At 65.8% G+C, this 20,926-nt stretch carries 21 protein-coding genes; 16 read left to right on the plus strand and 5 right to left on the minus strand.

Going from position 1 to position 20,926, the window contains the following annotated elements:
* The first annotated feature begins 118 nt into the window (after window positions 1–118).
* The 5 genes from ORI27_RS10000 (at window position 119) to ORI27_RS10020 (ending at window position 5,052) form a co-directional block, all read left to right on the plus strand.
* The gene (locus ORI27_RS10000) at window positions 119–1,786 is read left to right on the plus strand and encodes a pyruvate, phosphate dikinase (protein WP_265996598.1); all 1,668 of its coding nucleotides are present in this window, start codon (window positions 119–121) and stop codon (window positions 1,784–1,786) included.
* Window positions 1,787–1,819: 33 nt separating this feature from the next.
* Window positions 1,820–2,575, plus strand: a complete 756-nt coding sequence (locus ORI27_RS10005; RefSeq protein ID WP_265996599.1) for a FadR/GntR family transcriptional regulator — start codon at window positions 1,820–1,822, stop codon at window positions 2,573–2,575.
* A 65-nt stretch (window positions 2,576–2,640) separates the two neighbouring features.
* Window positions 2,641–3,663: an acyl-CoA dehydrogenase family protein gene (locus tag ORI27_RS10010; RefSeq protein WP_265996600.1), complete on the plus strand. Its 1,023-nt coding sequence runs from the start codon at window positions 2,641–2,643 to the stop codon at window positions 3,661–3,663.
* 13 nt (window positions 3,664–3,676) lie between these two features.
* Window positions 3,677–4,291: a hypothetical protein gene (locus ORI27_RS10015; RefSeq protein ID WP_265996601.1), complete on the plus strand. Its 615-nt coding sequence runs from the start codon at window positions 3,677–3,679 to the stop codon at window positions 4,289–4,291.
* A complete protein-coding gene (locus tag ORI27_RS10020; protein WP_265996602.1) occupies window positions 4,288–5,052 on the plus strand; it encodes an enoyl-CoA hydratase-related protein in 765 nt (254 codons plus the stop codon). The genes ORI27_RS10015 and ORI27_RS10020 overlap by 4 nt, the downstream gene beginning before the upstream one ends.
* Window positions 5,053–5,257: 205 nt before the next feature.
* On the opposite strand, the gene ORI27_RS10025 is transcribed toward ORI27_RS10020, so the two are convergent.
* The 4 genes from ORI27_RS10025 to ORI27_RS10040 are packed head-to-tail and all read right to left on the minus strand — an operon-like array spanning window position 5,258 to window position 10,388.
* On the minus strand, window positions 5,258–6,754 hold the full coding sequence (locus tag ORI27_RS10025; RefSeq protein ID WP_265996603.1) for an aldehyde dehydrogenase family protein: 1,497 nt from the start codon (window positions 6,752–6,754) through the stop codon (window positions 5,258–5,260).
* Window positions 6,744–7,637: a cytochrome c oxidase assembly protein gene (locus tag ORI27_RS10030; protein WP_265996604.1), complete on the minus strand. Its 894-nt coding sequence runs from the start codon at window positions 7,635–7,637 to the stop codon at window positions 6,744–6,746. The genes ORI27_RS10025 and ORI27_RS10030 overlap by 11 nt, the downstream gene beginning before the upstream one ends.
* Window positions 7,638–7,639: 2 nt before the next feature.
* Entirely contained in the window at window positions 7,640–8,422 is a 783-nt protein-coding gene (locus ORI27_RS10035; protein WP_265996605.1) for an SDR family NAD(P)-dependent oxidoreductase, read from the minus strand.
* Window positions 8,423–8,468: 46 nt separating this feature from the next.
* The gene (locus tag ORI27_RS10040; protein ID WP_265996606.1) at window positions 8,469–10,388 is read right to left on the minus strand and encodes a linalool dehydratase/isomerase domain-containing protein; all 1,920 of its coding nucleotides are present in this window, start codon (window positions 10,386–10,388) and stop codon (window positions 8,469–8,471) included.
* A gap of 253 nt (window positions 10,389–10,641) precedes the next feature.
* Between ORI27_RS10040 and ORI27_RS10045 the strand changes: the two genes are divergently transcribed.
* The gene (locus ORI27_RS10045) at window positions 10,642–11,298 is read left to right on the plus strand and encodes a TetR/AcrR family transcriptional regulator (RefSeq protein WP_265996607.1); all 657 of its coding nucleotides are present in this window, start codon (window positions 10,642–10,644) and stop codon (window positions 11,296–11,298) included.
* Here ORI27_RS10045 and ORI27_RS10050 read toward each other — a convergent pair.
* Window positions 11,288–12,130, minus strand: a complete 843-nt coding sequence (locus tag ORI27_RS10050) for a mycofactocin-coupled SDR family oxidoreductase (protein WP_265996609.1) — start codon at window positions 12,128–12,130, stop codon at window positions 11,288–11,290. The two genes, ORI27_RS10045 and ORI27_RS10050, sit on opposite strands and share 11 nt — an antisense overlap.
* A 97-nt stretch (window positions 12,131–12,227) precedes the next feature.
* On the opposite strand from ORI27_RS10050, the gene ORI27_RS10055 reads away from it, so the two are divergent.
* The 10 genes from ORI27_RS10055 (at window position 12,228) to ORI27_RS10100 (ending at window position 20,897) form a co-directional block, all read left to right on the plus strand.
* Complete coding sequence (locus ORI27_RS10055; RefSeq protein WP_265996610.1) at window positions 12,228–13,448, plus strand: CaiB/BaiF CoA transferase family protein; 1,221 nt, start codon at window positions 12,228–12,230, stop codon at window positions 13,446–13,448.
* Between the two features lie 294 nt (window positions 13,449–13,742).
* On the plus strand, window positions 13,743–15,260 hold the full coding sequence (locus ORI27_RS10060) for a class I adenylate-forming enzyme family protein (RefSeq protein ID WP_265996612.1): 1,518 nt from the start codon (window positions 13,743–13,745) through the stop codon (window positions 15,258–15,260).
* Window positions 15,261–15,291: 31 nt separating this feature from the next.
* Window positions 15,292–16,200 carry an SDR family oxidoreductase gene (locus ORI27_RS10065; RefSeq protein ID WP_323055588.1) on the plus strand — a complete coding sequence of 303 codons (909 nt, stop codon included), beginning with the start codon at window positions 15,292–15,294 and terminating at the stop codon, window positions 16,198–16,200.
* Window positions 16,197–16,658 (plus strand): FAS1-like dehydratase domain-containing protein, encoded by a 462-nt coding sequence (locus ORI27_RS10070; RefSeq protein ID WP_265996613.1) that lies wholly within the window; start codon window positions 16,197–16,199, stop codon window positions 16,656–16,658. The genes ORI27_RS10065 and ORI27_RS10070 overlap by 4 nt, the downstream gene beginning before the upstream one ends.
* Window positions 16,655–17,107: a MaoC/PaaZ C-terminal domain-containing protein gene (locus ORI27_RS10075; protein ID WP_265996614.1), complete on the plus strand. Its 453-nt coding sequence runs from the start codon at window positions 16,655–16,657 to the stop codon at window positions 17,105–17,107. The genes ORI27_RS10070 and ORI27_RS10075 overlap by 4 nt, the downstream gene beginning before the upstream one ends.
* On the plus strand, window positions 17,104–17,523 hold the full coding sequence (locus ORI27_RS10080) for a Zn-ribbon domain-containing OB-fold protein (protein WP_265996615.1): 420 nt from the start codon (window positions 17,104–17,106) through the stop codon (window positions 17,521–17,523). Before ORI27_RS10075 ends, ORI27_RS10080 begins: the two co-directional genes overlap by 4 nt.
* Complete coding sequence (locus tag ORI27_RS10085; protein ID WP_265996616.1) at window positions 17,520–18,719, plus strand: thiolase C-terminal domain-containing protein; 1,200 nt, start codon at window positions 17,520–17,522, stop codon at window positions 18,717–18,719. Before ORI27_RS10080 ends, ORI27_RS10085 begins: the two co-directional genes overlap by 4 nt.
* 86 nt (window positions 18,720–18,805) lie before the next feature.
* Window positions 18,806–19,969, plus strand: a complete 1,164-nt coding sequence (locus ORI27_RS10090; RefSeq protein ID WP_265996617.1) for an amidohydrolase family protein — start codon at window positions 18,806–18,808, stop codon at window positions 19,967–19,969.
* A complete protein-coding gene (locus ORI27_RS10095; protein ID WP_265996618.1) occupies window positions 19,966–20,250 on the plus strand; it encodes a hypothetical protein in 285 nt (94 codons plus the stop codon). Before ORI27_RS10090 ends, ORI27_RS10095 begins: the two co-directional genes overlap by 4 nt.
* 5 nt (window positions 20,251–20,255) lie before the next feature.
* The gene (locus tag ORI27_RS10100; RefSeq protein ID WP_265996619.1) at window positions 20,256–20,897 is read left to right on the plus strand and encodes an HAD family hydrolase; all 642 of its coding nucleotides are present in this window, start codon (window positions 20,256–20,258) and stop codon (window positions 20,895–20,897) included.
* Window positions 20,898–20,926: the final 29 nt, after the last annotated feature.

A 20,926-nucleotide genomic window follows, 5' to 3' on the forward strand; every position in this document is an offset into this window, starting at 1 on the left:
TCGAAGGGAGTTGGGGTTCCATCACACTCTCTACTGTGCGCAGCCGAATGCCACTTGGCACGTCAAATACTAACCTGGTTATATGTTAGTGATATCACGTTGCGTTGAGGAGCCCTAAGTGAGTTCTCCGTCGTCCGCCCTGGAGGGTTCTGTGACCGTCGATCGTTTCGATGGGGGTCAGCTGGTCGTGCGCATCGACGGCAGCCACATCTACCCGCGAATGATGGTCGGCGGCAAGGCGCACGGGCTGTCGAAGATTCGGGCGGCCGGACTGCCCACGCCGCCCGCGTTCAATGTCACCGTCGACGCGTGCCGGCAGTACTTCGAGGCGCCCGACCGGCTCATGGAGCGGGTTTGGCCCCAGATCCAAGACGGAATCGGTTGGCTGGAAACGGAGTCCGGCCATATGTTCGGGCGCGGGCCGGTCCCGCTGCTCGTGTCGGTCCGCAGCGGGGCGCCGGCAAGTATGCCCGGAATGATGGACACGGTGCTGAACCTCGGCATCAACGCCGACGTCGAACAACTGTTGGCGCAGAAGTGCGGGCAGCGATTCGCCGCCGACACGCACCACAGATTTCGTGAGCTGTTCCGGCAGGTGGTGAACCCCGCGGACGGCGAGATCCCGGCGGATCCCTTTGGCCAACTGAAATCAGCGGTGACGGCCGTGTTCGAATCGTGGAATTCGCCACGGGCGGTGTCCTACCGGCGCCACCACAACCTCGAGGGAAAAATGGCGGGCACCTCGGTGACGGTGCAGGCGATGGTGTTCGGCAACCTCGACGACGAGTCCGGCACCGGAGTGCTGTTCAGCCGCAACCCGCTCAACGGGGAGAACCGGCCGTATGGCGAGTGGCTGCCACGCGGTCAGGGTGAGGACGTGGTCAGCGGCAAGTTCGACCCACTTCCGTTGATCACGCTGGCAGAAAGCCACCCCGTCATTCACCAGCAGTTGCTCGAGGCCGCGCGGTGGCTGGAGAAGGACGGTGCCGACGTTCAAGACATCGAGTTCACGGTCGAAGCCGGCCGGCTCTACCTGCTGCAGACACGCGCGGCGAAGCGTTCCGCCCAGGCGGCGGTGTCGATCGCGGTGGCGTTGCAGCGCGAGGGTCTGATCGACACTGACGAGGCGCTGTCGCGTGTCACGCCGGCACAACTCGACACACTGCTGACCTCGGTGATCGAACCGTCTGTGCTGGCGACCGCGACGGTGGTGGCCACGGGATTACCAGCCTGTCCCGGAGTCGGCGTGGGACTCGTCGTGACGGATAGCGATTCGGCGGAGGACGCATTCGACGAAGGCGAGGATGTGGTGCTCGCTCGCGAGACCACCAGCCCCGACGACGTCGGCGGGATGATCGCCAGTCGTGCCGTCATCACCGAGCAGGGTGGTTCGACTTCGCACGCCGCGGTTGTCAGCCGCGAGTTGCACACCCCCTGCGTGGTGGGCTGTGGCAAGGGTTCGCTACAGGGGCTCGCGGGCGTCGAGGTCACGGTTGACGGCGCAGCAGGCAAGATCTACGCAGGTGCCCTGCGCCTCACCGAACCCTCGGAGGAGCTCGACCCCGATATGTCGGCGTTACTCGGCTGGGCGCGGGAACGAAGCCCGATCGAGGTCCACCGCGTCGGGACGCCGGCAGCCAAGGGCCTCGCCGTCGTCGATCACCGAGATCCGTCGACCATCGCCGCCGTGTTCAGGTCCGCCACGGCGGTCAGCGCGGAGCATCCCCTTCCGGCGCTGCTCGCTATCATCCAGAGGGCGCGAAACACCCAGGATGGTTTTCGCTAACCAGGATTGCTAATTAGGTGAGACAATCGGTCCGTGTATCCGGACAGTGAGGCCATCTCGCATCCCACTGCGGGCCAACTCGTCGCCGACAACATTCGTCGCAAGATCATCCTGGGCGAGTTTCGTGACGGCGACTTTCTGCCGAACGAGGCGCAGCTTCTCGCCCAATACGGTGTCTCTCGACCCGTCTTACGGGAGGCGATTCGAATTCTTCAATCCGAGTCGCTGCTGACCATTCGACGCGGCAGCAAGGGCGGCGCCCGGGTCAACGCCCCGCGCCCGGAACCGGTGGCGCGTCAGGCGGGTGGGCTGCTGCAGTACGGGCACACCACCGTCTTCGACGTGTTCCGCGCCCGCGCGATCATCGAACCTCCCGCGGTGCGCCTACTCGCCGAGACCGCCGGGCCCACCACGGTGCAACGGCTGCGTGACGCGCTCGAAACCGAAGCCAACGCCATCAACGAGCCTCGGCGATGGGGCAAGGTGCATGCCGACTTCCACACGCTCGTCGTGGAGTTGTCGGGCAGCAATACGCTGGCTCTGTTCGCGCACATCATGTCCGACATCACGACTGCCCACACCCAGGCGGTGTGGCAACATGCCGCCGACGAAGCGCAGAAGCGCGCAAATGCCGAGTTGGCGCACCGGGTGCACCGCAAACTGGTCCGGCTGGTGGAGGATCGGAAAGCCGCTGATGCTGAACAGCTTTGGCGCCGGCACCTGGAAGAAACCACGGAGCAGATGCTGGAGAACCAGGGGCAGCGCGAACTGCTCGATCTCATCGGTTGAGTGCGGGTAGCCTTTACCACTAACCTAGTTATACTATTCTCCGGCGACTGCTGGAGGAGAGTGTCATGAGTTCGGACCTGCTGGAGGACCTGAGAAAAGCCACCCGTCGCGCGATCGAGTCGGGCACCCGTGACGTCGTCGACGAACTCGACCTTGCCGCAATGCTCGTCGATCCGAACCACGGCGGACTGGGTATGGGTGACCGGGAGATAGCGCTGGTCGCCGGCGAACTGGGTGCCGCCGTATCTCCGTCGGCGTTCCTGCCGACAGCCGTCTTGGCTCCCACCCTGCTCGCGTTCGTGGACAACAACGCCTCAGCACTGCTGGTGTCGCTGCCTGATACGCGATATGCGGTGGCTCTCGATGGGCTGAACGGCGCGCGGGCTGACCACGTCGAATCCGTATCGGCGTCTCGTTCGGCTGATGGTGGTTGGCGTCTCAGCGGGACAGCCACCGGCTTGACCGCGTCGGCACACGCCGACGCCGTGCTGGTGCTGGCCAATGGTCAGGACGGAGTCGCGCTGCACCGGCTCGAGGGTGCCGCCGGCACGCTGACCCCCGCCGAGGAGCTCGACTCGGGTCGCGGCTTGGTCGAGATCGCGTTGGACGAGGCGCCGTCGACAATGCTCGCCGGGCCGGCGATGGCCGTGCCCGCCGCGGAGGCGGCCTACCGCCGGGCTCTGATAGCGCTGAGTGCCGAACAGGTCGGAATCGCTCGGTCGTGTCTGCACACGACAGTTGAATATGCCAAGACGAGAACGCAATTCGGCGCTCCGATTGGATCATTCCAGGCTGTCAAGCACCGGTGCACCGATGTCTTGCTCGATACCGAACTTGCGGAATCAGTTGTGCACCAGGCAATCGAGAGCGAAGCACGGCCCGATGCCGAGCTGGCCTTCGTGCTCGGCACGCGAGCGGCAGTGTTGGCGGCCGAGACATGCATCCACGTGCACGGCGGTATCGGATTCACCTGGGAGCATTCGGCGCATCGGTATCTGCGACGCGCACGCGTCAACGCCACATTGCTGGGGCCGCCGGGGCTGCATCGAGATGCGATCGCCGAGTCGGCCGGGATCAACCGAATCTGAGGAGGGACAGAACATGTCCGAAGAGTTGACGATCTTGCGGCTGGTGGCCATCAAGGGGCGGGTGTCCGCCGACACGGTCGCCTCCAGCCTCGGGCGGGATGTCGACATCGTCCAAGCGCAGATCGACGACTTCGTATCGCGTGATCTGTTCAAGCTGACCCCGATGGGGTTCCGCATCACACCGACTGGCCGTCAACGATGCGCCGAACTGATCGACGCCGAGCAGTGCGGCGCCGATCAGGCCGTTGTCAGGGCCATCTACGAGGCCTTCACCGAGCACAACACGGGTCTGAAGCAGATCATCACCGACTGGCAGACACGCGGTCCGGAGCAACCCAATGATCATTCGGACGACGACTACGACCGTGCCGTGCTGGACCGGCTGCAGGCGTTGCACCGTGCGGTATTGCCGCTGCTCGACCGGATCACCGGAGTAGCGCCGCGGTTGAGCCACTACACCCACCGCCTGGTGAATGCCGCCGACGCGGTTGCCGCCGGTGACCTCGGCTACGTCTCCAAACCGATCGTGGACAGCTATCACACGGTGTGGTTCGAACTGCACGAAGATCTGATCGGATTGGCCGGGCTGACCAGGGCCGACGAAGCGGAGGCAGGACGCGGAACGTGAGCGCCGTCGTTCGTGTCGAGCATGTCGGCACCGTTGCCCGGCTGCTGCTCGACTCGCCCGACAATCGCAACGCGTTGTCGATCCAGCTCCGCACCGAATTGTTCGAAGCGCTGCGGGAAGCGGCCGTCGATGACGATGTCCGCAGTATCGTCATCGGGCACACCGGACCCGTGATGTGTGCGGGCGCCGATCTGAAGGAGGCGAGCAGCGGGTCTGCGCCGGTGGGAACTCCAACCGTCCGGGAGATTCTGGTCGAGATCTGGCGCTCACCCAAGCCGGTGGTCGCGGCCCTCGGCGGTGTCGCACGCGCCGGCGGCCTCGGTTTGGTTGCCGCGTGTGACGTCGTTATCGCGGCCGAGCCGGTGACCTTCGCGTGCACCGAGGTGCGGCTCGGGGTGGTGCCCGCGGTCATCTCGGCCGTGATGCTGCCGCGGATGGCGCGGGCGGCGGTTCATCATCTCTTCCTCACGGGTCTGCCGGTGTCGGCACAGTGGGCGCGCGATGCCGGGTTGGTGGATGTGGTCGCGCCGGCCGGCCGTCTCGAAGACGAGGTGCGTCGCATCACCGACGCATTCGCGAAGGCAGCCCCGGGCGCGCTGGCTGCCACAAAGCGACTGACGCGCAGCGAATCCGCGATCGCCGGTTTGGAAGCCGATCTCGGCGAGCTCGAAATGCTTTCGGCCCAGTACTTCTCGGCGGAGGAGGGACGTGAGGGCATCGCGGCATTCATGGAGAAGCGTCCGCCCGCCTGGCTGCGCTGAGCGAAGGTGCCCACTTCGCGCGTCTGCCGCTCGGGCGGCAGGCCTGTCTCAGCCGTCCGGAAGTCGAGACCGGCGACGGATTATCGGCGGGACACAGCGTGCTGGCGCGTCGCGGTCCCGATTTAGGCTGCACGCCGTGTCGATGCAGGCCGTCGTTGATCTGGGTGAAAGAGCCGCCACCACCCGGCAACAGGCTATGCCGCGGTTACGTCGGTTTCGGCAGGCTCTTCGCATGAGCCACCCGTCTTTCCGCCTTCCTCCGCTCCCAGCCCAGGTACGCCTTGAGGCAGCCGGTCAGGCCGGTGGGGTACGGCGGTGTGATCAGCTTGGCGAAGCTGAACGGCAGCTTGCTCGTCGTCACCGTCCGCAGGTGGGTAAAGGTGTCGAAGCCGGTCTTACCGTGATAGGCGCCCGAGCCGCTGTGCCCGACGCCGCCGAACGGGGCTGCCATCACCGCGCAGTGCAGGGCGAAGTCGTTGACCGACACTCCACCGCTGAGCGTTCGTTCGCGAAGCGCGTCGAAACCCCGGCCCAGTGGTCCGAACCAGTAGACGGCCAGCGGCGACGGACGCCGGCTGATGTAGTCACACACCTCGGCGATGTCGTCGTATGGCAATACCGACAGCACCGGCCCGAATACCTCGTCGCCGGCGATGCGCATGTCGTCGGTGACGCCGAGCAGTACCGTCGGTGGCATGCGCCGACGGGCTCTGTCGAGCCGGGTCCCGGTGTCGAGCACCGTCGCACCGTGCGTGCGAGCATCGTCGATCAGGGCCGTCACGCGCTCGAAGTTCTTGTCGTCGACGATGCTGACCATGCCGGCGGGGCCCTCACACGATGCAGCCTTGCGGCCCTGCTCGATTGCCGCAGAGACGAACTCGTCCAATTTTGCCCGCGGAACGAACGCGTAGTCGGGGCAGAGGCAGATTTGGCCGCCGTTGGCGACACGCGCGGCCATGACGCGTTGCGCCATCGCGGGTATGTCGGCCTCCGGCGCGATGACGGCGGGGTTCTTGCCACCCAACTCGAGTGTCACGGGCACCAGGTTGCGTCCCGCGGTGGCAGCCACGAGCGCGCCGACCCGAGGTGATCCGGTGAAGAACAGATGGTCGAAGGGAAGCGCGCTGAACGCGGCCCCCACTTCGGCGCCTCCGGTAACGACCGTCAGTTCGGTTGGGTCGAAATAGGCGGTGACCTTGGCCGCGAACAGGTCCGCCGTGCGCGCGGTCACCTCAGAGAACTTGATCATCACGCGGTTGCCGGCCGCGAACGCCGAGGCAGTGGGCTGAACGACCAGGCTGATCGGGAAGTTCCACGGCCCGATGACACCAACGACTCCCAGTGGCTTCTTCTCGACGACGGTGGGCATTCCCATCAATGTGCTGGAGCGCACGCGCTCGGGGCGCATCCACGACTCCAGCTTCCGTCGCGTGTTGGTCAGGTCGGGCAGGATGCCGGCGATCTCGGACAGCAGATTCACGCCGTGTGGACGATTACCGAAGTCGGCGTTGAGCGCCGCCGAGAATTCGTCAGCGTTCTCCGTCAGCAGCAGGACGAGCCGGTCGATCCGGTCGCGGCGTACCGCGGCCGACGGTGCGTCGGAGGCCAGAAAATCCGACCGCTGCGTGTCGAGAAGGGCCCGCAGCGCGGTGGCATTCCCGTCGGCTGTCGTGGGCAGCGATCGTAGGATGTCACGGGACATGAGACTCCGTCCGCGGGGTGGACAGGCGCTGCGCATCGATTGTTCTGAGCAGCGGCAAGCTGACGGCGGCGCAGGTGAGGACCATCAAGACACCTCCGAGTCGCTGGTCTGCCGCCGCTGAAATACCCAGCGGGATAGGGTGAGTCATGAAAGGCGAAGGAAGGAACAGGGCAGCGAGTCCGAGGATCACGGCGACCTCCTGGCCGATGATCAGCGCGCCGCGCCGGATCCGGTGCGGCACGACCCCCGCGGCCAGCAGGATCGCCGCCCAATAGCTCGTCCCGATGACGAATGCCGCTGCGACGAGCCATTCCGGCACCGCGGCCGCGTGGCCCCCACGGTCGTGCACACCCGGTAGATGCAGGGCGACCAGGAACCCCACGTAGAGGGTGAGGCCAACGAATACTGCTGCGATCCACGGCCCGGAACGCATACGTGTCCGCGGGCGCTCGCCTCGGCGGAGAACGGAGAGCGCCAGTAGCGGTGCCGCAACCAGCACGACCTCGAGCGCTGCCATCGCAACGAGGTGTGAGCGCAGCGCCAGCGCACGTATCGGATCGGACGCGACCACGGCGATCAGGCTGACCACAGCGACCGCCGCGGGTGCCCTGGCGCGGGTAGCCGCCCACCACGCGATCGCGACCGCCGCCACCACGGAAAAGACCGCCAGCATTGTCGTCCAATGAATTTGGGTAGTACTTGGTTGGTGATGCGGCATGTCGTCCATGCCGGGCATGTTGTGCATCGCCGGTGCTGCATGGCCGCTGCGCAACAGAATTACGCCGACGGCCACGGCGACCGCGACCTCGGCACCGGCGGCGCCCCACAGCCCTGGTGACAGCCGCAGCTCTCCATTGGACCTCGCCGGGTAGGGAGTCGTCACGATCACGGGTTCTTGATCAGTGCTGGTAGGCGTCGCTGCGACACCGTGCGGGACAGCAGTGCGGCCAACTTGGATCCCTTGCCCACGAGCGCCTGCGTCTTGCCGGCGGCGAGTGCGTCATACCCCCCGCGGGCGACCTCGGCGGGTGAGCCCGCCTTGTTCTTCTCGAACATATTGTGCAACAGCGACTTCTGGCTGAATGTGTCGATTCCACCGGCCTGGGCGAATTTGGTCTGGGTGGCACCGGGAGTGAGGCAGGTGACCGTCACACCGAAGGGTTTCAACTCGGCGGCCAACGCGTACGTGAACGTGTTGACGTAGGACTTGCTTGCGCAGTATGACGCCATCCGTGTTGACGGCACCATGCCGGCGGTCGAGCCGACATTGAGGATTGCTCCGCGGCGCCGCTCCTTCATCTCGCGCCCGAACAACATCGAGGTCATGGTCAGCGTGGTGATGTTGAGCTCCAGCATGTTCGTGACCCGTTCCGGGGAAAGGTCGACCGCATCCCCGAAGCACGCGAAACCGGCATTGTTGATCAGCGTGTCGGGGAACCAGTCGTCATCACGCGTCCACTGCAGGAGTTGCTGGGCGGCATCGGCTTTGGAGAGGTCCATCTGCAGGGTCTCCAGCCGTGGTGCCGAGAAGGCGAATTCATCTGCGAGTAGATCGAGCTCGTCCTGAACCAGGCTCACTGCGAGCACGCGGGAGCCGTCCTCGAGGAACAGCTTGGTGAACTCCTTGCCGATACCGGACCCGGCGCCGGTCACGATGACCTTTTTCATCGATCCTCCTATCGATACGGATCTGTGGGAATTACGCGTCAGGAACTCAAATCAAAGGCGCCAGTGAGACTTCGGTTCGTCCACCCAGGTCGACTGCGAGCCGAGCTGTTCCGTGGTCATCGGCGGCCACCTCGTCCGTAGTGGCTCCGGTGACGCGGTATCGCCGGTTCGGGACGAGCCGTTCGATGCCGAGCTGCACTCGCGCGAAGTGGTCTCCGGGATGCAGTACCGTACGGAGATCGGAGCCGTCTGTGTGCGCGGCCGCCACCAGCACGTCGGGATAGGCGACGTCCTGGAGTACCGGACCGGTCAACACCGCAGCGCCGGGTCCGTCCGCGATGAGCGCGCGGTGCCCTCCGGGCGGGCTGAAGTGTGCAAGCGCCAGCATTGCGTTCATGTTGGTGGACAGCCCGTCATACCAGCGCGCGCCATGTTCGTCCCGAGGTGGTGACTGGCGGTCCAGCGACCCTGCCAATAGCGTGAACAGTTCGGTGTCACCCATCTCGGCGGCGGCCCACATCACCGGCGCGAATGCACCGAGGTGGGTCTTGTGGTAGTTCCCGGTGTCGATGGCGTCCCACCCACGCAAGACGATTGTCGGCTCTGGGCCGGTCGTGTCGATGAATTCGCGGCGCACGATCGCCCAACAGCGTTGTGCCAGTTCAGGGTCGAACGCATGAAGCATGGTTGCCAGGCCGCAGTCGGCCATTGTCGACGTGAGCATGGGGATGGTAATTCCCAGCCGTGCCGACCGGATGGCGGTGACCCGGCCGTCGGGGGTGATGAACTCGTCGTAGAGCCTGCGTCGGAAGTCGGCGCCGATCGAGTCGACGAACGTCGTGCCGTGCAGTCGGTCTGACAGCATCAAAGTGTTGATCCCGGTCATGTTGCAGGCGCTGTAGATCCAATTCGGTTCGCACGGGAACAGCGTCATTCCGGAGCGCTGCATGTTCCGGTGCACGGCGGCGCTGACCATATCGTGTGTGTAAGGCCACGTGCGCTTGCCGAGTCGGAACGGCAGTGCGCCGCCGCGGCGGTAGCGATCGTCACCGGTGTTGGATTCGTAGGCACCGAGCATGACTCCGAGGTAGCCCGACAGCATGATGTTGTCGCGCTTCATCGGGTCCCAGTCGAGACTCAGATTCCCCCAGGTTTGTTCGAAAGCCCAGTAGCGCCATACTGCGGGCAGCGTCAGTTTCTCGATCAGATTTCGTTGTGCCGCCGACAGGTATCCGTGGAACGACGGCGTGTGATGCAGCTGTGCAATCGCCAGCGCGTACTGGCTGAAGTTGAGTTGATAACGAAGGGCGGATGTCTGAAACTGGTCGATCCGGTCGAACCCGTCGAAGCGATCCAGGGGTTGCAGGGCGCGGTCCAGTAACGAACGCAGCGTGGCGAGTTGGAGCTGTGACAGTTCGGCGTTCACCGATGAGCGGGACCTCGCGTCGACACGTGGAACACGGGCGAGGTACTCGGCGCGGGTGTGCCCCCGATCCTGCGCAGCCCGGAAGGCACGCGTGCGGGCGATGGTTCCGGCCACGGCGGCACCGGCGACCAGTGTGGGAACAGCTGGTAGCGCGCCCCTGCAGGTCTTGCGCCCGTGGTTGGCCTGGCGTCGCGCGTCGAGCGCCGCCACGAGCCAGATCAGTGGTGGACCGATGATGTTGCCGCTCCCGAACCAGGCGACCAGCGAGCCCAGGAAGCCGGTGAGTGTTCCCACGAAGCGCAGCGGGTTCCGGGTGTAGAGATAGCCGGCTCCCGGCGCGAACGCACCGAGCGCGAGAGCGCGCGTGCCGGGGCGCCGCCCGAGGATCACCGTTACGGTGGCGGTGGCGAATGTCAATCCGGCGACGATTCCGGTCCGGCGTAGCAACGCACGCACGGCGGGCCCGTTGGGCCGAGTCGGCACCTCGAGCTGGTAGCCGACGTCGGTGTCGTGGTCATGATCGACATCGGATGCGGTCACTTGAGGCTCCGGTTCGAGTCCGGCAGTCCCCACTGCGCTGTCGCCGGGGCCGTCGGTGCGTTCGCACTGCGTCGGAACCGCCGTAGCACGCTCCCAACGAGCGCCCCGACAAGGACGCAGCACGCCATGTGAGGACCTCCGTGATAGTCGGACCTATGTGGTCCGGGCCAACTCTAATACCGACGCGTGACGTCGGCAATAGCCTTCGCGTGCCGATCGCGGGCCTTAGACTCAGGCCGGCGAAAGGAGGTCGATGGCGATCGAGTCGAACCGAACCGGGGCCGGCGGGCTGGAGACCCGACCGGTGACGCGCAAACCCGGCGCCGGCCGGCGACGTGATCCCGCGATCGACGGACGGTTGCGGCAAGCGGCTCGGATCCTGTACGCGCGCGAGGGTTGGGCTGGGTTCCACTTCGACGGAGTAGCCAAGGCCGCGGGTGTCAGCAAGGACGCGGTGTACCGGCGCTACCCCGATGCGGAGACGCTGTTGTTGGACGCACTGTCCGACGACAGCGTCCCGATGTTGGCCGAGGACATGCCCGTAAAGGAGGCGCTCGTCTCGTTCGCGCGTGAAGTCTTTGTCTACTTCGCCAGCGGCAACGGCCATGCGAACCTGCGGGTGCACGTTGACGGCGCATTGTATCCGAACGTGTTGCAGCAGTATCGAAGTCGGGTCGTTGAACCACAGCTGAGCCAGGCGGTCGGCGTGTTGGAGCGCGGGCGCCAGAGTGGTGAGCTGCACCCCGACGCCGACCCGACCGTGATCATGGAGGCGCTCGGCGGTGCGGTCATGGTGCATGCGCTGGCGACGGCGCATCTTGGTGAGGACGCGGCGCCGAACCCGGAGACCATGAGGGTGCTCGAGGGATTCGTTCACCAGCTCCTCTATGGGCACGTGGCTAGACCTTGAGCAATGCCCCGGCGTCGACGGGGAGTTGCAGGCCCGTCACGTAGCGCGACTCATCCGACGCCAGGTACACGACGGCGTTGGCGATGTCGTCCGGCTCGACATAGGGCACGGGCATCGACTGCATATGGGGGAAGGCCTCTTCCGCGTCGGCGCGCGTCGGCTCGGCGAGGTCCTTGCGGTAGGCCTTGTACATCGGCGGGCTGTGAAGCATGTCGGTGTTGCAGTTGGTCGGATGTACGGCGTTCACCCGGATGCCGAGCGGCGCCACCTGCCGGGCAAGCACGACTACGTACTCGGCGATGAACTGCTTGGCGAGTCCGTAGCCGGCGCCGCCGGGGCCGTTGCCGGGGTTGCTCACCGCGTTGGGCAGCATGGCGGCGACCGAGCCTGTCGCGATGATCGAACCACCCGACGAAATGAAGGGCAGCGCAACGTGAATGGTGTTCAGCACGCCAATCAGGTCGACATCCATCGCGTCAGCGAAGGCCGTGACCGGGTATCCGGCGCCGATGGGGCAGATGCCGGCATTGGCGACGACGATGTCGAGTCCTCCGAGGGACTCGGCCGCGGCGGCGATCGCGGCGTGCATCGCCGGCCGGTCTCGCACGTCGACCACCGCGGGGATGGCACGTCGCTCGAATTTCTCGACCAGGCGCACCGTGTCCGCCAGGTCCTCGCGGCTGGCCATCGAGTACCCCACGCCGGGAATGTCTGCGCAGACGTCGATCAGCACGACGTCGGCACCCTCCTCCGCCAGGCGCACCGCGTGGTGGCGGCCCTGGCCGCGCGCCGCACCGGTAATCAGCGCTCTCTTACCCTCGACCCGTCCCATTGAGACCTCTTCCGCACTGTCGCAGTACCGCTGTCCATAAATCGTATTACGTGGTTAGTCTATTGTGGCCGATGTCGCTGTGGAGGAAAGGGGCAGGATGCCCGGAGTGATGGACGGCGTCCGTGTCGTAGAACTCGCGACATGGGGTTTCATCCCGTCTGCGGGCGTCGCCCTGGCCGACTGGGGTGCTGAGGTGATCAAGGTCGAGCACCCTTCCCATGGCGACCCGATGCGGGGCCTGGTGAGTGCGGCGCTGGCGCCGCCGGGGGAGCAGCCCGTCAGCTTCATGTTTCAAACCTTCAGCCGCAACAAGACCAGCGTCGGCATCGATCTCACTACCGATGCGGGCCAGGAGGTCCTCTATCGATTGGTCGCTACCGCGGACGTGTTCCTCACGAATTACCTGGCACCGGTACGTCGCAAGCTCCGGGTCGATGTGGGCGATCTGCTGAAGGTGAACCCGCGGTTGGTCTACGCCCGCGGCAGCGGTTTGGGCCCGGGGGGTGAGGAAGCCGACACCGGCGGCTTTGACCTGGCGTCGTACTGGTCGCGGGGCGGCGTCGGGTACGTCAGTACCCCGGAAGATGCGGATTTCCCGCCGCCGATGCCCGGAGCGGCTTTCGGGGATCTCCAATCGGGCATGCACGCGGCGGGCGGGGTCGCCGCTGCGTTGTTTGCCCGCGAGCGCACCGGCGAGCCGCAGGTGGTCGACGTCAGCCTGCTGAGCACCGCGGTGTGGGGCACTGCTCCGCACATCGCTGCGTCGTCGCTGTACGACATCGAGGCCATGCCGCGCGGCGACCACTGGAGCCAACACAACCCGCTGAGCAACACCTATCGGACGGCGGACGACCGTTTTGTCGCACTCGTGATGCTCGAATCCGACAGGTTCTGGGCGCCGCTGGTCGAACTGATCGGCCGGCCCGATCTCGCCTCCGATGAACGTTATGTCGATGCCGCCGCGCGGCGCGAGCACAGTAGGGCCTGCATCGAGGATCTGGACGCGATCTTCGCCACCCGGACTGCAGACGAATGGCGAGTGCTGCTGAGCCGACAGCGCGGCGTCTGGGCGATCGTGCAGACACCCGCCGAGGTGCGCCGCGACCCGCAGGTCGTCGCCAACGATTACGTCGCGACGATGCGGATCAACGATATGGCCGCAGTGACGGTCGCGCGGCCGCCGGTGCAGTTCAACGGGAGTCGGGTCGAGGCCCGGCCGGCGCCCGATCTCGGTGCCGATACCGATGAGGTTCTCCTCTCCCTGGGCTACCACTGGGATGAGCTGGTGGAGCTGAAGGTGGCGGGCGCGATCACCTGATCCGATCCCGGTCGACCGATGTGTTGAACGTTCAAAGACGTTGCACGGCAGCAATTTCTATGTGTCATCAGTCGTGGGTTCGTTAGAGTCGGTGACGCCGCCGGACCAGGATCGACGTGCGAACCCCCGCGCCGAGGCCGCTGCAGGCAAGCGGGAGCACACCGTGCCGGTTGCATGCCCCCCCGCTTGTCGGAACCCCGCGTTCGGACCGCCTTGCGCACAGATGCTATAACCTGGTTATATTAATCAGCCCGTTCCTCGGGATGCGGATCACTGCGCGATGAAAGTGCTTGGATGGATCTGATCGAAACGATGCGGCGATGGATGCGCGCCAACGGCGACGACCCACTGCTGTGCTACCGGGATACCTGGTGCAGCCGAGAGCAATTCGCGGCAGCTGCGCGGGCCATCGACGCACATCTGACTGGCGCAGGAATCGGAGCGCGCACCCCGATCGGCATTTTCATGCGGAATCGCCCCGGCGTCGTCGCTGCCCTGGCCGCCGTGCTCGCCACCGAACGGCCGGTGATGGTACTCAATCCCTTCATGCCCGACGACACCGTCGGCACGGACATCCTCGCCCTGCGCCCTGCCGCCGTGCTCGCCGATGCCGAGGACTGGACGCGCAGCGCGGTGAATGGCGCCGTCGCGGCAATCGGCGCGCTCGGCCTCCGGGTCGATGTCGCCACGAACCCGGCGGACTCGGCTACTGAACAGGTGCCGCGGCGGCGGGACGCCGAACACGCCGTACTCGATGGAGGTGTCGCCATCCTGATGCCGACCAGCGGCACGACGGGACCGCCGAAGCGAATTCCGCTGCAATACCGAGAGATCGAGCAAGCACTCGCCGGTGCGCAGGAGCACTATATGGCCGGCAGTGCCCGCGCCGGCAGTGTTCGCGGCGGCGGCGTGCAGATCATCTCGTTGCCGTCGACCAACATCAGCGGCCTGTGGGCGATCATCACCGCGCTGAGCGGCGGCGGCCGCTGTCTGCTGCAGGATAAATTCGAACCGACCGCGTGGTCCGAAGCGGTGGCGGAGTACAAGCCGCGGTCGGTGTCGCTACCTCCGGCCGCATTGCGGATGGTCCTCGACGCCGACATCGAACCCGCGAAACTCGCCAGCCTCAAGGCGGTGTGGGCGGGTGCGGCGCCGACCGGCGCCGACCTCGCCGCGCAGTTCGAGGCCACATATGGCTGCCCGGTACTGCTCAGCTATGGCGCCACCGAGTTCACCGGCGGCATCACCGGATGGTCGTTGAAGGACTGGCAGGCCTGGAAGGACACGAAGCGGGGCAGCGTCGGACGCCCGCACCCGGGTGTCGAGATTTCGGTCGTCGACCAGGCGACCGGCGATCTGCTCGAACCCGGGGAGCCGGGCATTCTGCAGGTCAGGTCTGCGCAGGCGGCGGGTGGCGACAGCAACTGGGTGCGCACGAATGATCTCGGCAGTGTCGACGACGACGGGTTCGTATGGATCCACGGCCGAGCCGACGACATGATCAACCGTGGCGGCTTCAAGATCTTCCCCGTCGAGCTCGAAGACTGCCTCGAATCGCACCCGCGGGTGCGGGAGGCGGTGGCCTTCGGTATCGCCGACCAACGTCTGGGCGAGGTGCCGGTGGCGGTGGTGGTCACGACGGGACTCGTAACAGCCGAGGACTTGATCGCCTGGACCCGCAGCCGGATGCCCGGCTACAAGGTTCCGGTGCGTGTGCAGATCACCGACTCGATCCCACGCAACTCGGCAATGAAGATCCTGCGCCAGCAAGTGCGTGAGGAATTCGAAACGGCCATGGCTGCAACACAATAGCCTCGGATGAATCAAGACAAGGAGCTCGACAGTGCAGTCGGACAGGACTGACCGCGTCGCCGTGATCACTGGTGCCGGAAACGGCCTCGGGCGGGCGCACGCACTCGCCTTCGCGGCTGACGGCGCCGCCGTCGTGGTCAACGATCTCGGTGGCGGCCGGGACGGCAGCGGTGCTTCCGGCGGTCCCGCCCAGCAGGTCGTCGACGAGATAACCGCTGCCGGCGGCCGCGCTGTCGCCAATACCGACGACGTGAGCACGTGGGACGGCGCGAAGTCGCTGATCGATCAGGCGATCGACACATTCGGCGGACTGGACGTCGTCGTCAACAACGCGGGCATCCTGCGCGACCGGATGCTGACGTCGATGTCCGAATCGGAGTGGGACGCCGTCATCGCCGTTCACCTCAAGGGTGCCTTCGGTCCGACCCGGCACGCCGCCGAGTACTGGCGAAATCGTGCCAAGAGCGGTGCGATGAACGACGCACGAGTCATCAACACGACGTCGCCGTCCGGCCTCTTCGGCAGTCATGGACAAACCAATTACGGTGCGGCAAAAGCGGGTATCGCGGGGTTCACGGTGATCGCCGCAATGGAGCTGCAGCGCTACGGCATCACCGTCAATGCCGTCGCGCCGACAGCGCTGACAAGGATGACAGACGACCTCGCCGCCGCGCGGGAGCTGGCGGACAAGGTAGACCTGGCCCCAGAGGGTGTCTCGCCGCTGGTGTTGTGGCTCGCGAGCCCCGCGGCTCGTGACGTCACCGGGCGGGTCTTCGCCAACATCGGCGGCACGATCGCGGTTGTTGAGGGGTGGGCATACGGTCCAGAAGTCCACAGTCCGCAGCGGTGGACGATCGACCGCCTCAACGAGGAGATGCCCGCACTGCTGGCCAAAGCTGCCCCCAACGCAGACATGACCGGACATCGGCCCGTGCAATGAATGCGACCACGCGCCCGACGGCCGCCCACCCCGCGCATCAGTTGATCGGTACGGTGCTGTTCGACTACGAGATGCCCGTCGAACGCGGAAAGATCCGCGAGTTCGCCGCGGCGACAGGTGCCACCGACCCGGCCTATCAAGGGCACAATGCGCCTGTGCCGCCGACCTTCCTGGCTTCGAGCATGCACTGGGAACCTCAGGATCCGCCGCTTGCGGCGCTGTTGGGGCTTGACCTCACTCGCGTGCTGCAGGGCGGCCAGGAGTACACGTTCACCGGTCGCATTCCCAGAGCCGGCGATACGTTGCGTGCGCAGACATCGGTCGAATCGGTCACCGAGAAGCGCAGTAGCCGCGGGGGGACGATGGCAATCATCGTGGTACTGACCCGCTTCACCTATTCCGATGGCGAGCCGGCCGCAGAGAGCCGGGCCACTGTGATCGAGCGGGCGGCATCGTGACCACCCGCCTCTCGTCGGCCGCCGTGACTGTCGGTGCGGCGTTGCCCGACAAGAGCTTCGGTCCACAGAGCCACACCGACATCGTGCGTTACCAGGGAGCCAGCGGAGACTTCAACCCTGTCCACCACGACCCCGAGTTCGCCAAGAAGTCGGGTGCCCCCGGGGTGCTCAGCGTCGGGATGCTGCAGGCGGGATACCTCGGCACCTATTGCGTGGCCCTGTTCGGCCCGGAAAGTGTGCGACGGTTAGCCGTTCGCTTCGCCGAACAAGTGTGGCCCGGTGACGAACTGGTATGCCGCGGCTCGGTCACTGCGGTGGATCGCACCTCTGACCCAGGGACCGCCGAACTCGAACTGTCGATCAGACGAGCGGGCGGGGGAGTGGCGGTATCGGGCACGGCCACGGTCGCGCTCGCAGCGATCGGCACCGACGGAAGGAGTATGACATGACCACCGCCGGTGTGACGTCCGACGTCGTACCCGTCGCCGAGTATCTCGTGCTCGGACCGGAGCCGCATGTGACCGGCTTTCGGTGCCACGGGTGCGGTGCGGTTTATCTGCTTCGACGCTCGGCATGCTCCCGCTGCGGCAGAGCCGAATTCGATCGTCGCGAGAACCTCGGCGATAGCGGTGTCGTCACTGTCGCGACCGTGGTTCACCGCGCGCCACCGGGGGTGGTGACGCCGTTCGTCAGCGGTGTGGTGGCATTGGACGGTGGCGGCTACGTCCGCACCAATCTGACGGGTGCCGTCGAGGATCCGGTGGCGACGATCGGGCGACGAGCCGTCATGCGGACCCGCCCGATCGGGACCGACAGCCGGGGCGTCGCGGCGATTGGCTACGACTTTGAGGTACAGGTGTCATGAGCGAAACCGTGTGGATCGTCGGCGCCGCGATGACGAAGTTCGGCCGTTTCCCCGATTCCGATGTCGTCGATCTCGGTGTCGCGGCGGCGCTGGCGGCACTCGAGGACAGCGCGACCGGAATCGGCCAGATGCAGACGGTGGCGGTCGGCAACGTCTTCGAGGGCATCACCGGTGTGGGACAGCGGATCATGCACCAGATCGGCCAGACCGGCGCGCCGGTGTACAACGTGTCGAATGCGTGCGCCACCGGGGCGACGGCGCTGCGCACCGCATTGCTGACGCTGCGCGCGGGGGAGGCCGATCTGGCGCTCGCGATCGGCTGTGAGCAACTGGGCAAGCGCGGCCTGCTGTCCGCGGGTGAGGACCCGCGTGGCTCGGAGTTCACGCCGCGCGGCCGCGATGGCTCGGTGGTCGAACCCGAGGGTGTCATGGGCAGCTCGCTGATGCCGTCGGTGTTCGCCGAAGCGGGTGTCGCGTACCTCGCCCGAAACACCGAGGTGTCCGTGGAGCACTTTTACAAGGTGGCCCAGAAGAACCACCTGAACTCGACCCTCAACCCGCTGGCGCAATACCGCAAGGAATTCAGCCTGGAACAGATCGCCGGTGGCGATGTGATCGCCTATCCCAACACTGCACTGATGTGCTCGCCGACCGGGGACGGGGCGGCGGCGGTGGTACTGGCCAGCGACTCGATGCTGCAGAAGTTGGATCCTGCGGTTCGTGCGCGTGCAGTCAAAGTCAGCGCGTCCGTTCTGGTCAGTGATCCCTGGGCCGAACAGGCCGAAGCATGTTGGGATGTCGATACGATCACGAAGAACGCGGCCGGCCAGGCATACGAGGCCGCCGGCCTCGGACCCGGCGATCTCGACATGGTGGAACTGCACGACTGTTTTGCCACTGCTGAGTTGGTGCACTACGAGAACCTCGGTTTGTGCGAAGCCGGCGGGGCGGGTGCGTTCCTCGATTCCGGCGCGCCGTGGCGCGGCGGCACGACACCGGTGAACATCTCCGGCGGACTGCTGTCCAAGGGGCATCCGCTGGGTGCAACGGGGATCGCCGGGGTCTTCGAAGTCGTCACCCATCTGCGCGGTGAGGCCGGTGACCGTCAGGTCGAGGGCGCCAGGGTCGGTCTTGCGCACGTCCTTGGTCTGGGCAGCGCATGCGCCGTTCACGTGCTGGAACGGCGTGCCGCGTGAGGGGCGTCCGCGGTTCTTCCCTCTGTCCGCCGCGCACCGACGCGGGTAATCTAATGACTAACCAGGTTATGGAAAAGGAGTGAACGATGCCGCTGCAGGATCATATGCAGTTGATCTCCGTTGACGACCATCTCATCGAACATCCGCGAGTGTGGGCTGATCGCCTTCCCGCGAAGTATCGAGCGCTCGGACCCCGCATCGTCGACGTGGCGCGGGCCAAGGGCGGCCCGCCCAGCCAGGTGTGGGAGTACCAGGGCAAGACCTACCCTCAGATCGGGTTGAACGCCGTCGCGGGAAAGAAGCCGGAGGAGTACGGGATCGATCCCTCCCGCTTCGATGAGATGCTCCCGGGCTGCTACGACCCGGTCCAGCGACTCGCCGATATGGATCTCGACGGCGTGGAGGCCGCGCTGTGCTTCCCGTCGTTCCCCCGGTTCGCGGGCACCGTGTTTCTGGAGGGGGCGGATCGTGAGGTCGCCCTGGCCAGTGTGCAGGCGTTCAACGACTTCATCCTGGACGAATGGTGTGCGGCGGCGCCGCATCGTTACATCCCGCTGGTGATCCTGCCATTGTGGGATGTGTCGTTGGCCGTGGCCGAGGTGCATCGCACCTTCGCCAAGGGCGTGAAGACCATCGCGTTCCCGGAGAACCCCGCACCTCTGGGTCTGCCGTCCATCCACACCGATCACTGGGACCCGCTGTTCAGCGTCGCCGAGGAGTACGACCTTCCGCTGTCCATGCACTTCGGCACATCGGGTCATTCCCCGAAACCCTCGCCGGATGGCCCGATGGCGGTCAGCATCACGTTGTTCGGCACCAATTCGATGTCGGCACTGACGGATCTGCTCTTCTCACCGGTGTTCCACAAACATCCGAAACTGCGGGTCGCGCTCTCCGAGGGAGGTATCGGCTGGGTACCGTACATGCTCGAGCGTGCCGATTATGTGTGGGAGCGACATCGCTTCTACCAGAACGTGAACCAGGAGCGGCGGCCATCCGAACTGTATTTCGAGCACGTGTATTCGTGCTTCATCGAGGATCGGCACGGCTTGCGTAATCGTGCGGACGTCGGCGTCGACAACATCCTGTGGGAGTGCGACTACCCCCATTCGGACTCCAACTGGCCCAACAGCCGCAAGATCGCCGAGGAGGTCTTCACGAAGGTCCCCGACGAGGACGTCCACAAGATCGTCGAGCTGAATGCGCGCCGCCTGTTCAACTTCCCGCGTGCGGATCTTTCGAAATCATGAGTTTCGAACTGGGGCAACCGATTCCGGGCGATGCCATGCGCGGGGCCTCGGACTGGGACGACGAGGATCTGCTGACCGTCGTCGAGGCCTCGGAACGGCTGGTAGGTGAGATCCGGGCGTCGCGGGAACGCATCCGCCAGGCCGAGGAGGTGTTGGCCGACGAGTCCGCCCGACCCGATGCGATTGTGATCGCGGGGCTCGAAGCGGACCGCAAGCGCTTGGAGGAGTTGATGCGCGCCGCCGAGCGGATCAAGGCGGCCCAGGCCGACGCTCCGCATTGATCCCCATGACTCACAGCGGCATCGCAGCGGTGGTGTTCGACATGGGCGGCGTGCTCACGGTCGACCCGTTCGAGGCGTGCCGCGACTACGCCGGCGAGCTAGGGTTGCCGACGTGCGTCTTCGTCGATCAACTGCGCGGTCCCGTCTTCGCCGACGTGGAGACCGGTGACCTGTCGATACGTGACTTCCTCAAGTTCGCCTGCCGTGACGTCACGGCGCGGTTCGGGGTGGCCGTCGACATCCGCCGGCTGGCGGACTGCCTCGCCGCTGGTCAGCGGGTACGGCCCGAGATGGTGACGCTCGTCGAAGACATCGCCGACCGAGGCATTCGCGTCGGTGTGCTGACCAACAACGCGAAAGAGGCGAAGGCCTGGTGGACCAGTGGCGTGCTGCCGGTGGACCGGCTGACCGCGGTGGTGGATTCATCGGAGGTGGGCATGCGTAAACCCGACCGGAGGATCTTCGCGCTCACCGCTGAACGGATGGGCTGCTGCGCCGGTGAATTGCTGTACTTCGACGATCTCGCGGAAAACGTGGCGGGCGCGTCGGCTGCCGGTCTGGTGGCCGAATTGTTCACCGATCCCGTTGCCTGCCGGAATAGTTGTGAGCGGCGCGGGGCATTGTGTTCGGCACCACCACGCAAATAGTATAACCAGGTTAAGTTAAGCGGTCGCCG

Source organism: Mycobacterium pinniadriaticum, from assembly GCF_026242045.1.
Taxonomy (GTDB): Bacteria; Actinomycetota; Actinomycetes; order Mycobacteriales; family Mycobacteriaceae; genus Mycobacterium; species Mycobacterium pinniadriaticum.